We start from the raw sequence: 13,162 nt of genomic DNA on the forward strand, positions 1-13,162 counted from the left end.
GGCCACAGGCCGGGCCTGCGACCACTGAACGGATGCGTGCTCGTCGAGTGATCGCAAAAGGATCTCAAATCGCGTCGATAACGGCCCGAAAGCCCTCGCCGAGACTGCTACAGGGTAACAGGGCGGTCCTGCCACACAAAATGCCCGGTGGCCTGCAACTCCTCGTGTTCGTGGCCGAGCGGTATCCCGCGCCGGTCCCGCACCAGAAGCGTGACGACGAGGCCGACCAGCGTTGCCGCCATCAAGTACACGGTGATAGCGGCGGTGCCGCCCGTCGCCTCGCGCAGTGCGGCGGCGATGGTGGGCGCAAACGCACCGCCCAAAATTGCCCCGAGAGCGTAGGAAATTGATGCACCAGATGCACGGATGGAGGCGGGAAACAGCTCGGCGTAGAACGCGCCGATTTCACCGTAGGTCAGCCCCAGGCCGACGGTGAGGAATATCAGCGCCGTGGTGATCTTCGGAAGGGAACCCGTGTTCACCAGCGGGAACAGTGCCGCCACTCCGGCGGCCTGCACCACAAACCCGATAGCAAGAGTCCGCGTGCGCCCGATGTAGTCCGACACCCAGCCCGCGAACGCGGTGGTGCACAGCCACACGGCGGCGGAGGCGGTGACGGCCCAGAGGATGTCGCCGCGCTCCAGCGCGAGCCCCGCCGGGTCGGTGACGTAGTTCTGGATGTAGCCCCCGGTGGTCATGTATCCCACCGTGCCGTTGGCGGCGAAGATGAGTGCTGCGGCCAGTACAAGACCGGCATGGTTGCGGAATAGGGAGCCGACCGGGTTGCGCGCCCCAACCTCCCGCATCTCTTCAACAACCGGCGACTCATCTACGCCCGTGCGGATCCACCAGCCCAAAACCGTCAGGCCGATGGAGAGCAAAAACGGCACGCGCCAGCCCCACTGCAGGAAAGCGTCTCCGGGGGCGATCACGGTCATTAGCGCCAGCACACCTGAGGAAAGCAGGAGGCCCGCCGGGACACCGACCTGGGGGCCGGCGCCGTAGAGGCCGCGTTTGTTCACCGGTGCGTGCTCCACAGCCAGCAGCACTGCCGAGCCCCATTCCCCGCCGGCGGAAGTGCCCTGCAAGATGCGCAGCACCACCAGCGCGGCCGGTGCAATCCATCCGGCTGTCTCATACGTGGGCAACAGGCCGATCAGCGCGGTGGCGGTGCCCATGGTGAACAGCGTGACCATAAGCACGCCGCGCCGCCCCAACCGGTCGCCGAAGTGGCCGGCGAGTACAGCGCCCAGCGGGCGGAAGAGGAACGAAAGCCCGACGGTGAGGAAGCTGGCGATCGTCGCCGCAGCCGGACCGAGCGGGCCGAACATGATCTTGTTAAACACCAAGCCGGCGACGGCGGCGTACAGGAAGTAGTCGTACCACTCGATCGCCGTGCCGACGGTGGTTGCCGCGATGACGCGGCGTCGTTCATTGCGCACGATCCCAAGCCTCCAGCAGTGCGTCGGTTTCCTCGGCGTTTGTGACTGTCACGCGGATGCCTTCGGGGAACACGCGCACGAGCACGCCTTCTGCCGCCAGTCTGTCCGCTAGGTCCTGTCCCTCCCTGGGCAGCCACACGAAGTTGGCTTGGGATTCCGAGAGCCCAAGCTTCTCGACGACGCGGCTCCGCTCGGCCACCGTGGCGTCGACACGAGCGTGCAGCTCGTCCTGCGCATCCAGGGAGGCGAGCGCCGCGACCTGCGCCACTGAGCTCACGGAGAACGGCACGGCGACCTTGTTCAGCGCCTCGATAATGGCGCGCGGCCCGAACGCGTAGCCCACGCGCGCGCCGGCGAGCCCGTACGCCTTGGAGAAGGTGCGAAGCCCCACCACATTGGGGTAGCGGGTGATCACGTCGGTGGCGACAGGCGTGTCGGCGGCACGGTTGTACTCGAAATACGCCTCGTCGAGAGCGACGAGCACGTCCTCCGGGACCGACGCCATGAACGCCGCGAACTCCGCGTCCGTGACGGTGGTGCTTGTCGGATTGTTCGGGTTGCACACGAAGACCAGCTTCGTGTCCTGTGTGACGGCGGCTGCAAGTGCGGGTAGGTCCACGCGGTGATCCGCGGTCAGCGGCACCGCTACCGGCGTCGCCCCGGCGATCTGGGCAAAGATGGGGTAGGCCTCAAAGCTGCGCCAGGGGAACACCACTTCGTCCCCCGGGCCGGCGGCAGCAGTGACCAACTGCTGGCACAGGGCTGAAGACCCGGTGCCAACAGCGACTTGCGCCTCGTCCACCCCCAAGTGCCGGGCAAGTGCCGCGCGCAGCTCTACCGCACCCATATCCGGGTAGCGGTTCATGGTGGCTAATGCGCGCGACATTGCCTCCTGCACAGACGGCAGCGGCTCCTCCGCACATTCGTTGGAGGAAAGTTTGATCGCGCGCTCATTGCGAGCACCTGGAACATAGGCTGGCAGCGACTCAAGGTCGGGTCGGATCATGCGCGGCTCCTGCGTTGCGTGGTCAGTGAAATGAGACCGAGGACGATGATCCAGCCGGTCAGCGTGGCAAGGCCCATGCGGTATTCCGGAAGAATACCCATGAGCACGAGGACGAGGATGAAAAACGCGATGCACACCCAATTTGCCACTGGGTAGAACGGAGCTGGAAAGGTCGCACTCGTCTCGCGTTTGCGGAAGTTCAGGTGGGAAATGCAGATGCCTGCCCAGGTGATGAGTTCGGTGCCCACGATGATGGCCAGCAAGACCGCGAAAATTTTGCCCTCAAAGAAGAAGTTCAAGATGACGACGATGCCCATGAGCGCGGCGTCGAAAAGCAACGCCTTGGTGGGCAGGCCCTTCGCGCTAGTCTCGGCGAAGACGCGAGGTGCTTGGCCGTTGCGGGCGAGGTCGCGCAGCATGCGCGCACCCGAATAAGTCATCGTGTTGAGCACGGAGAACACGGCTACCACAATGACCACGTTGAGGGCCGTCGCAGCTGGTCCGAACCCGACGCCGGTGAGCACGCGAATGAACGGGCTTTCGCTCGCCTCCTGCTCGTTCCACGGCGCGAGGAGGAGAATCGTGCCGATGCCGCCCAGGTAGAACACCAGGATGCGCCAGACCACCGAGTTCACCGCACGCGGGATGGCAGTTTCCGGGTTGTCCGCTTCGCCGGCCGCGGTGCCGATGGACATGATGCCGCCAAACGTAAACGTCACGGCCACCAGTGCGAAGAGCACGCCGGACAGTCCGTTCGGCATGAACCCGCCGTGCTCGGTGATGTTGGCAAAGCCGATCGCCGGTTCAGGCCCGAGGCCCGTCACAAGAGCGAACCCCAGCACGATCATGAGCACCAGCGCGGCCACCTTGACCAAGGACAGCCAGTATTCGGTCTCCGCGAACACGCGGACGTTCAGCACGTTGAGCCCCACCACCAACAGCAGGGTCACCAGCGCGGTGACCCAGTGCGGAAGCCCGGGAAACCAGTAGTCAAGAAACGTACCCATGGCGGTGAGCTCCAGCATGCCCACAACGACGGTGGTAAACCACCAATTCCAGCCAGTAATAAAGCCGGCAACGGGGGAGATGTATTCGCGCGAGTACGCCGCGAAGGAGCCGGAGACAGGGTGCTCCACCGCCATCTCCCCGAGCATTCGCATGAGGAAGTACACGACCGCACCGACGATGGCGAAAGAGATCAACACCGCCGGGCCCGCGTACTGGATCGAGCCCGCGGAGCCCAAAAACAAGCCCGTGCCTATCGACGAGCCAAAGGCAATCATCATCAATTGCCTACTCTTCACGCCTCGATTGAGGCCCTGTTCCTGCAGGCTCACGTTAGTTTCCTGTCGGTGGTCGGGTGGTGGTGCGGGACATGCCCCGGAATTCGGCGATGGCGGTATCGCCGTCGTAAAGCGTGACGTCCGAAAGGCCGTTACGCCCCCACGTGTGGCGCTCGCGGGCCACGCCCCGGATGGTGCGGCCGACTTTGGCGGGGGCGAGGTAGATCATTTCGGACTGTGCGCTAACTGTCGGGTCGGTGCGGCGGGAGTTGGCGGCGCCGCCGAACAGCGCGTCGGCGAACGTGAACAACACACCGCCCTGGCAGACGCCGAAGCCGTTGGCGTGCCTGGCCTCAACGGTAAATTCGCCTTCCGCTAGGCCCGGCTCCAGCCGCGTGATCGTCGCGCCGAGGTACTCCAGAGTGGCGTCGTTGTCGAACATGGCTTTCGCGTGTTCGAGGTCGGGGGTGAATTCCACCGACGGTGCGTAGCGGTCGTGCATGTGCGTCCTTCACGTATGCGCGACAGCCGGGGCAGCGGTGGAGCTGCCCCGGCTGTCGCGGCTGTCGCGATATTGCGACTTATGCCTGGCCTTCGAACAGGGTGGTCACGGAGCCATTCTCGAAGATCTCGCGAATGGTCTTGGCCAACAGTGGGGCAATGGAGAGCACCGTGAGGTTGGTCCAGCCCTCGGTGTTTTGCGGCAAGGTATCGGTCGTGATGACTTCCTCCGCGCCGCACTCGGAGAGGCGCTCGCGGGCCGGGTTCGAGAACACGCCGTGGGTGCAGGCGATGACAACGGACTTCGCGCCGGCTTCTTTCAGCACGCCCACAGCGCCGGCGATGGTGCCGCCGGTGTCGATCATGTCGTCGAGAAGAATGCAGTCCTTGCCTTCGACCTCACCGACGACGCGGTTGGACACAACCTTATTCGCGGCATCGATGTCGCGGGTCTTGTGCACGAACGCCATGGGTGCGTCGCCGAGCGCGTTGGCCCACTTTTCGGCCGTTTTCACGCGGCCAGCGTCGGGGGAGACCACGCAGAGGTTGTCCAGCGGGTACTTCGACTTGATGTAGTCCACCAAGATCGGCATGGCGTGCATGTGATCCACCGGGCCGTCGAAAAAGCCCTGGATTTGGTCGGTGTGCAGGTCCACAGACACGATGCGGTCCGCACCGGCGGTGGTGAGCAGGTCCGCGATGAGGCGGGCAGAGATCGGCTCGCGGCCGCGGTGCTTCTTGTCTTGGCGGGCGTAGGGGTAGAACGGCAGGATCGCGGTGATGCGCTTCGCGGAGCCGCGCTTGAGCGCGTCGATCATGATCAGCTGCTCCATCAACCACTTGTTCAGCGGCTGGGCGTGGGACTGCATGACAAAGCAGTCGGCGCCGCGGACGGACTCTTCGAAGCGGATGAAAATCTCGCCGTTGGCGAAGTCGCGTGCGGTGGTGGGCACGAGCTCGATGCCGAGCTCTTTCGCTACTGCCTCCGCGAGCTCCGGGTGGGCGCGGCCTGTGAAGACCTTGAGGTCTTTGTGGCTTTCGGTGGAGTAACCAGTCATGTATTAACCCTCTCGCTTCGCGTTGTTGCCGGCCTTCGCTGCCTTTGCTGCCTCGGCCGCTTCCGTGCCCGGGCGGCGTTCTTCCACCCAGCCGTCAATGTTGCGCTGGCGGCCCTCCTTGATGGCGAGCGCGCCCGGCGGCACATCTTCGGTGACCACTGTACCCGCGCCGGTGTAGGCCCCATCACCGATGGTCACGGGTGCGACAAACATGGTGTCGGAGCCGGTGCGGCAGTAGTCGCCGATGGTGGTGTGGTGCTTGTTAATGCCGTCGTAGTTAGCAAACACGGAGCTTGCGCCGATGTTGGAGTGTTTGCCCACAGTCGCATCGCCGATATAGGTCAGGTGTGGCACCTTGGAACCCTCGCCGATCTTCGCGTTCTTCGCCTCGACAAAGCCGCCGAGCTTGCCACGGGCACCGAGTTCGGTGCCCGGGCGGATGTAGGTGAACGGGCCCACCGTGGCTTCTTCACCGATGACGCCGAGCTCGCCCTGGGTGCGAACAACCTTGGCGCGGGCGCCAACCTCCATGTCGGTCAGCGTAGTGTCCGGCCCGATCTGTGCACCGTCGCCGATGACGGAAGAGCCCCACAGCTGCGTGTTCGGGTGGATGACCACGTCGCGGCCAATCTCCACCTCGACACCGATCCAGGTCGTTGCAGGATCGATGACGGTTGCGCCGTTCCGCATCGCCTTCTCCACGAGCCTCCGATTGAGCTCCTTGCCTGCCTCCGCTAACTGCACCCGGTCGTTCACGCCCGCCAGTTCGCGGGCGTCGGGGGCCGTAAACGCAGTGACCCGTAGACCGTCGCCCCGCGCAATGCCCAGCACGTCGGTGATGTAGAACTCGCCTTGGGCGTTATCCGGGGTGACGCGTTCGAGTGCGTTGCGCAATACCGCCGCGTCGAATGCGAACACGCCCGAGTTGACCTCGCGGACCTTGCGCTGCTCGTCGGTAGCGTCCTTTTCCTCCACGATCTCGAGCACGTCGCCCGCCTCGCCGCGGATGATGCGCCCGTAGCCGGTGGGGTTGTCGAACTCGAGCGAGAGCACCGTCACCGCGGCGCGCTCCGCCTCGTGCTGCTCCACGAGCGCCTGCAGCGTCTCCGGCGTGAGCAGCGGCACGTCGCCGTTGGTGACCACCACGGTGCCGTCGAAATCCGGGATGGCGGACAGACCCACCTGCACCGCGTGGCCGGTGCCGTTTTGCTCCTCCTGGACGGCCTGGCGGATCTCCACGTGCATCTGCTCGGCGATCTGCTCAACCGCAGGTGCCACCTGATCGCGCTGGTGGCCCACCACCGCGACCAAGTGCTCCGGGTGCACACCGGCTGCTGCGTGGAGGGAGTGGGACAGCAGGCTGCGGCCGCCGATTTCGTGCAGCGTTTTCTGGCGGTCGGACTTCATGCGTGTTCCTGCGCCGGCCGCGAGCACGACAACGGCACGTTCGAAGTGGGTAGGCACTCGAATGCTCCTTGGGAGTTGCGGATTTGTCGGTAACCAGCATAACGCTTAGGAGCTGGCGGCCGAGACTTCTTTCAGGTTCCGCGCGCCGACCACACCGGCGTAGCCCACGACGGCGAGAAACAGCAGCGCGGCCTGGGGGCCAAGGACGGAAATAGCCGACGAAATAGCGCCGACAACAAGGAGCACCACGCCCATAACCGTGTTGGAAGCGCCTGTGACCATCGTGCGCTTGTCGCCGTCCGCCATATCCACCAGATACGTCTTGCGGCTCACGCGAACCGCAGTGTGTGCCAAGTTGACCAGGAAGAACCCCAGCGGCATCACCCATGCGTTCACGCCGCTGGAAGCCATACGGGCGCTGAGGACAAGCAGAACGATAACGGTGGAGGCCACTCCCGCGGCCCACGCCATCGTGCGTTTCGACGACTTGTCGGACAGCTTTCCTGAAATCCTCCCGCCCAGCAGGGACGCGCCGCCCGAGGCAATGACGAAGGCGCCCAGGCCCGTCAAATCCGCGCCCTCGTTGCCGGCCATGACCACGATGAACGGGGTGGACAAAGCCGTGACCAACATGAGCGAGCGCACCATCAAGAAGCGCTGCAGGTCGTGGTCGCTTTTGACCAACGCCCACATCTCCCGCAGATTCTGCCCGTCCTTATTTTCTGGTTCTGCCTCCGGCTCGTCGATGCCGTTGAAGACAAGCGCGGCTAGCGCCCATGTGGACGCGCCCACCGCGAGGAGCGCCGCGATCGCCCACTGGGGCAAGTTATTGGGCAAGAAGGAAAGGATCAGGCCGATCGCCAGGGTGAAGCCTCCGGCCAGGGCAGTGGCGCGTCCGGTGATGTCGCCGCGACGGCCCTTGGAAATGGTGCGGCCCTGCACATCCTTGCCGGCAAGCGAGCACAGGGAGCGGAATAACGCATGGGCGGCCAACAGGATGAGGACGGCGGCGCCGAGCGAAGCTCCGTCGAGAAGCAGGGCGCTCACCGCGATCAGCGCCGCGGCGAGCGCTTGACCCCACGACCCGATGAGCCACACGCGCTTGCGCGAGCGTTGAGAAGTCACCCACGGGCTCAAAAACGCCTGCGGCAGCATTGAGCCGGATTCGCGGATTGGCACGAGGAACGATGTCAGAACTGCAGGCACGCTGGCCGCGTTGAATAGCCATGGCAGCACGGTCTTGGGGGCGACGATCTGGTCGCCGATGTTTTGCAAACCGTTCGACCAGATGAAGCGGCGTGCATTGTGTTCCTCGTTATGCATGGTTCGGATAGTAGGGTCGAAAGGGATGATCAGCGAACCTGGAGGCGCAATGAAGATGAGCAGACGAACGTTTTTCAAAGGATCCGTGTTGGCGGTAGCGGCCGCCGCTGCTGCATCTGGCGCAACGGCGTGCTCAACCCAGCCCGAACCACGTGGCGCTGATGCGGAGGCTCGGCCCCTGCCCATTCCGCCGCTGTACGAAGGCGAGCTTGACGGCAACACTCGGCGCTTCGAACTCACCGCGCAGGAGGGTGAGTTTGAGATCGTGCCTGGGACGATGACCAAGACCTGGGGTTTCAACGGCCCCTGGCTCGGGCCCACGCTGTACATGCGCCGCGGCGAGCAGATCGACATGACCGTACACAACGAGCTGCCGGAGGCGACCGTCGTGCACTGGCACGGCCTGCACCTGCCAGCCACGGCAGACGGCGGACCGGCCCTGATGTTCGATCCGGGCGAGTCGTGGTCGCCGTCGTGGACCGTCGATCAGGCTGCCGCGACCTGCTGGTACCACCCGCACCCGCACGAGAAGTCGGCGCTGCACGCCTACCGCGGGCTCGCCGGTGGCATCGTGCTTGACGACGACGATTCCGTCTTCCCCGGCCTGCCAAACGACTACGGCGTGGATGACATCCCCGTGATCATCGGCGACGCCAACTTCACCGAAGACGGCCAGCTCGACGAGGAAAGCGGCTGGGTCGGCGACACCCCGCTGATCAACGGCATTACCAAGCCCCGTTTCGAGGCCACCACCCGCCGCGTACGTCTGCGCGTGCTCAACGGCGCGGTACTGCGCTTCCGTTACCTCACCCTGGGCGCGCCGTTCCACGTGGTGGCAACGGACCAGGGCTTCCTGGAATCCCCGGTCGAAGTCGACGGCGTGCTGCTCAGCCCCGGCGAGCGAGTTGAGATCGTGGTCGACCTCGAGCCGGGCAAGGACCTCACGCTGCGCGACGACAAGCTGCCCAACTGGGGTGGGCTGCCCGATAAGGACACCGCCGAAACGTTCGGTGCCACCGACGTGTTCGACCTGCTGGAGATCGTTGCCCCGGCTGAGGATGCTCCCGCCTCGCCCGCGCTGGCGGATAAGCTCGTGCCGTTCGAGCTGCCCCAGCCCACCGGAGTGGAGCGCGAGTTCCGGATGAAGAACATGGAAATCAACGGCAAATCCATGGACATGACGCGTGTGGACTTCGCCGTCGACCACAAGGGCCCGGAGATCTGGCATGTGACGAACGAGAACGACGACATGCTGCACAACTTCCACGTGCACAACGCGCGATTCGCAGTCCAGGGCGTGGAAAACGGCGAGGTGGAGTTCACTGCAGGCTGGCACGACACAATTGAGGTGCCGCCGCTGGCAACCGTGACGCTGCTGGTAGACATCGGCTACTACCCGGATCCGACCCTTGCGTACATGTACCACTGCCACATGCTCAACCACGAGGACTCCGGCATGATGGGCCAGTTCGTGGTGGTTGAGCCGGGTCAGGAGCCCAACCTCAAACTGCCGAACATCCACGGCGAATAGGCGCCAGCCCTACGTCCGCGCCCTGGTGCATGTCAGCACCGGGGCGCCTTCTTTTGCGCGTTTTAGCCGCGGACGTTGTGGCCGATCACGGAAGGTAGCAGCAGCGGCGCGTCGCCGAGCAGTGCCTTGAGGTTGCCGTCTCGCTCCACCGCGCTAGTGACGGTGCGGACCTTCGCACTGGACTTGTCCCGCCCGCGGCTCCGGTTTGCACCCGCAGCTCCCATTGGGCCAGCCGCAACGGCGCCTCCGCGTACTCCCTGGCCGTTCTGTGCATTTCCACCGGCAGTCCCGGCCGCAGCGTACGTGCCACTGGTACCCGACGAGCCTGCACCGTGGGCACCCGCTCCAACTCCGGCGCCCGTACCAGCGCCGTGGGCACCGATGTTGCCGGACCCGCCGGTAGCGCCTGAGCCTGCGCCTAAGCCCGGCCCGGAACCGGTGTTCGCAGCGCTGCCGAATCCGGCACCGCTAAAGCCTGGTCGAGCCGGGTTCATCCCGCCGCCAGTCATTCCCGCCCCCGCTGCGCTACCCACGAGGGCACCGCCGCGCGGGGTTCCCAAGCCGCCTGCAACAGTGCCGCCACCGCGTCCGGCCCCAGGTGCAGCGCCCGTGTTGACCGTGCCCGCGCCCACACCTGTCTGCGACCTGTTGCCAAAACCCGTTCCCGACCGAGATCCCCCGCCAGTTCCCGAGGCGGATACCGAACCTGGGGTGCGGCTTGCTGCGGCGCCGACGCCGGTAGCGGCTCTGCCAGAGGAAACGTTGCCTGGGTGTGCGAGACCTGGTGCTCCTATTGCGGTGGCCGCTCCCGTGGTGCTTCCACCACCGGCCGGTTGGCTGAACCCGCCGATGGGGGCGGGGGTGAAGGGAGAAGCAGCGGCTCCGGGCCCGTTCACAGCAAAGCTGCCTGCTGCCGTTGGCGCTGGCGGTGCCAAAACCGCGGAAGCGGCCTGGGTCGGCGCTGCACCTGCAGCGATGCGCTCGAACGTCTCCGGTGTTGGGCGACCGAATTGGTGGATGACCTCTGCGGGAGTTTTCGCGTGGGCTAGGTCGCCGAGTCCGCGCTGCGTCAGTGCGTCCCGGAGTCCCGCGGGCAGGGGCGTTGGCTCGAACGAGGTAGCAGCTGGTGTGGGGACATCCGTACTCGCATACGGAAGCGTGGGGAGCGCTCCCGCGTCGGGGAGCAAGCGGTTGAAGCTGGGGATCGCCGAGCTGAGGCTGCCCGTCATCCGGGAACCATACGAGGACAGATAGTCGGACTCGATGAGCGCTTTCACCTCTGGGTCTTCCGCGGCCAAATAGGCCGACGCTGCAGCAGACGCGATCATCCTTTCCGCATCTGCCGCCATGCCGAGTGCTTCGGTGTGGTTAGCCAACGAGCGTGAATTTGCCACATATTCCAGACCGGCGTTTTGGATCTGAGTGACCTTTTTCATCGCTTCCGCGATCCAGATGGTGTCAGCCGATGAACTCAACGAATGATGGACGCCGTTGAGCTCCTCCATCGCGTCCTCGATAAGCCGCGCGTTAGCCGTCCAGAATTCTGACGCCGAATACGCCAGCGCGGTGTCGGTCGATGAGAGCTTGCGGTCTGCTGACAAAAGTGAAGACTCGGACGCCCCCGACACGGCCGCGTTGTCAAAGGTGTTCGTTTTCGGGTCGGCAGTTTTCAGCTGCTGGAAGCCAGCGGAGTACAGCGGAGTGAGAGTAGCTGCAGTGTTACGCAGCGGTGACAGCATCGACCCCATCATCCCCGAGAACGATTCGTCGGTTTGCTGCGTGTTAGTCAACGCCAACCAGAGGTTATCGGCTGTGTGCTTGAGATACAGCGCAATCGCCTGGTTCGCTTCCGGTGCGCGTTCATCCCCGATCGGACTGAGCCGCTCGCCAGCTTCATCCAGGCCGCTGGCGGTGGAGAAGGTGGAGAGGGAGTACAAATTTTCAGCTCGAACACCCTTAGATAAGCGAATAGTTACTGCGCGTAGCTGATCAATCGCTGTATTCACAGCATCGGAATCAAGAAACAATTGCATTAGGCCCCCAAATTGTTGTTTTCTGCCTACGACGGTATCTGGGGTCTTGCGCTGAGAAAAGGGATTGTCCACTGAAATGGACAGCCTTATCTTGAATGAGTCAAAAGAAGTTCCTCCAGATTCCGAACTGCAATCTCACAAGTCCGCTCTTGACTGTGAACGCCGTCCCATCCAGCAACCTGAGACACAATACCGCCACGTGGGGTATCCAGTTGGGCGTAACAGCTAGAGCTATGACCACTCTTCGGCCCGAAGACGAAAATCTCGGGGACCCTTTCGGAGCGGAAGTTTGTAATCAGGGATGTTTGGGATTCGATGATCTTTTGATTCGCATTGTTGTTGCTGAAACCCTCACTAGGAACATCGTCATGTTTCGAAACATCGCAAACCTTGATACCCCGCGCCAGTCCCGCGTACTCCTCGGGGATCGGCTCCACGTTTTCGAAGCCGGCGGCAGCGAATTCCTCGGGGGAGATCTCGGTGCAGGGGTCGAAAAGGTTGTCGCCGAGGGCGTAGGGGTCAAAGTCGCCGATTTCGAGGGTGCCGCTCTTGAAGTGAAAAGCGGCAGGCGTGGTGCTGCTAGTTGAAGCGCCACCAGCGGATGTGCTGTCGGCTGCGGCTGCGGCTGCAGAACCCGGTTGGGCGGTGGGGGTTGTGGTGTGGGGGTGGGCCGAAGGTTCGTCGATAGGCGGAGGCGTAGATGCGCACCCCACGAGCAAACCGCACGACAGAAGCCAAGCAACGTGGCGTTTCATGTACCCCTCCAATAAAAAAGCTTCCCCACCAGGACTCGAACCTAGAATGACGGTACCAAAAACCGTAGTGTTGCCGATTACACCATGGGGAACAGCAAGGCTGATTGTAGACCAGACCCGTGTGCTGCCAAAGACGGGGTGGTGAAACCGACGCTCTAAGCTAGGGCGCATGGCTCGAACGCGGATGACAGCACCCCAACGCAGAGACCAATTGGTCGGAGTGGGGCGCCAAGCATTCGCAGAACGGGGTTTCGACGGCGTAACCATGGAGGAGATCGCGGCGCGCGCCGGGGTGTCCAAGCCGGTGGTGTACGAGCACTTCGGCAGCAAGGAGGGCCTGTACCAGGAGGTTGTGCGGCTGGAGATGGCGCGGCTGGAACGCACGATTACGTCGAACATCCAGACCGGCCCGTGGCGCGAGCGCATCGAGCGTGGTGTGCACGCCCTGCTCACGTACGTGGAGGAGGAAACGGATGGGTTCATCATTCTCGCCCACGGTCAGCTGCCGGGGGAGGGCAGGACGTACTCCACGATCTTGAACCGTGTTACGGCGGAGGTGTCCCACCTGCTGGCAGAAGCGTTTAAGCACCGCGGACTCGACGAGGCGATGGCGGGGCTGTACGGTCAGGCGCTTGTTGGCACTGTCTCCAACTCGGCGCTGTGGTGGCTGGATGAGCGCACCCCGGACAAGCACACTGTCGCGGCGCACATTTCCAACTTGTGCTGGAACGGGTTGCGGGGGATGGAGGCGCAGCCACGAGTGTTCGCAGGAGACCCTTCGCCGCAAGGAACCGCGGTGTCCGCAGAAAAGGAAGTGTAAAAG

General features: G+C 64.0%; 11 protein-coding genes. 2 read left to right on the plus strand and 9 right to left on the minus strand.

Annotation, left to right across the window (positions count from 1 at the left end; all coding sequences use genetic code 11):
• Positions 1–107: 107 nt before the first annotated feature.
• The 7 genes from HMA55_RS06105 to HMA55_RS06135 all read right to left on the minus strand — a co-directional run bounded on the left by HMA55_RS06105 (position 108) and on the right by HMA55_RS06135 (position 8,020).
• Positions 108–1,442 carry an MFS transporter gene (locus tag HMA55_RS06105; RefSeq protein WP_257802428.1) on the minus strand — a complete coding sequence of 445 codons (1,335 nt, stop codon included), beginning with the start codon at positions 1,440–1,442 and terminating at the stop codon, positions 108–110.
• Positions 1,432–2,448, minus strand: coding sequence for a histidinol-phosphate transaminase (gene hisC, locus HMA55_RS06110; protein ID WP_181192188.1), 1,017 nt, complete (start codon positions 2,446–2,448; stop codon positions 1,432–1,434). The genes HMA55_RS06105 and hisC overlap by 11 nt, the downstream gene beginning before the upstream one ends.
• On the minus strand, positions 2,445–3,734 hold the full coding sequence (locus HMA55_RS06115; protein WP_181192189.1) for an amino acid permease: 1,290 nt from the start codon (positions 3,732–3,734) through the stop codon (positions 2,445–2,447). Before HMA55_RS06115 ends, hisC begins: the two co-directional genes overlap by 4 nt.
• Positions 3,735–3,786: 52 nt before the next feature.
• Positions 3,787–4,233 (minus strand): hotdog fold thioesterase, encoded by a 447-nt coding sequence (locus HMA55_RS06120; RefSeq protein ID WP_181192190.1) that lies wholly within the window; start codon positions 4,231–4,233, stop codon positions 3,787–3,789.
• A 79-nt stretch (positions 4,234–4,312) separates the two neighbouring features.
• Entirely contained in the window at positions 4,313–5,290 is a 978-nt protein-coding gene (locus HMA55_RS06125) for a ribose-phosphate diphosphokinase (protein WP_181192191.1), read from the minus strand.
• A gap of 3 nt (positions 5,291–5,293) precedes the next feature.
• Positions 5,294–6,754 (minus strand): bifunctional UDP-N-acetylglucosamine diphosphorylase/glucosamine-1-phosphate N-acetyltransferase GlmU, encoded by a 1,461-nt coding sequence (glmU, locus tag HMA55_RS06130; protein ID WP_181192192.1) that lies wholly within the window; start codon positions 6,752–6,754, stop codon positions 5,294–5,296.
• A 48-nt stretch (positions 6,755–6,802) separates the two neighbouring features.
• Positions 6,803–8,020 (minus strand): MFS transporter, encoded by a 1,218-nt coding sequence (locus HMA55_RS06135; RefSeq protein WP_181192193.1) that lies wholly within the window; start codon positions 8,018–8,020, stop codon positions 6,803–6,805.
• Positions 8,021–8,075: 55 nt separating this feature from the next.
• Here HMA55_RS06135 and HMA55_RS06140 point away from each other — a divergent pair, with 55 nt between their 5' ends.
• Complete coding sequence (locus HMA55_RS06140; protein WP_181192194.1) at positions 8,076–9,551, plus strand: multicopper oxidase family protein; 1,476 nt, start codon at positions 8,076–8,078, stop codon at positions 9,549–9,551.
• Between the two features lie 62 nt (positions 9,552–9,613).
• Here HMA55_RS06140 and HMA55_RS06145 read toward each other — a convergent pair whose 3' ends face one another.
• Together HMA55_RS06145 and HMA55_RS06150 are read right to left on the minus strand one after the other, a co-directional pair.
• On the minus strand, positions 9,614–11,488 hold the full coding sequence (locus tag HMA55_RS06145; protein ID WP_181192195.1) for a hypothetical protein: 1,875 nt from the start codon (positions 11,486–11,488) through the stop codon (positions 9,614–9,616).
• A gap of 182 nt (positions 11,489–11,670) precedes the next feature.
• The gene (locus HMA55_RS06150) at positions 11,671–12,339 is read right to left on the minus strand and encodes a DUF3558 domain-containing protein (RefSeq protein ID WP_181192196.1); all 669 of its coding nucleotides are present in this window, start codon (positions 12,337–12,339) and stop codon (positions 11,671–11,673) included.
• 169 nt (positions 12,340–12,508) lie between these two features.
• Between HMA55_RS06150 and HMA55_RS06155 the strand changes: the two genes are divergently transcribed.
• Positions 12,509–13,159 (plus strand): TetR/AcrR family transcriptional regulator, encoded by a 651-nt coding sequence (locus tag HMA55_RS06155; protein WP_181192197.1) that lies wholly within the window; start codon positions 12,509–12,511, stop codon positions 13,157–13,159.
• Positions 13,160–13,162 lie beyond the last annotated feature (3 nt).

This window comes from Corynebacterium wankanglinii, assembly GCF_013601005.1.
Lineage (GTDB): Bacteria > Actinomycetota > Actinomycetes > Mycobacteriales > Mycobacteriaceae > Corynebacterium > Corynebacterium wankanglinii.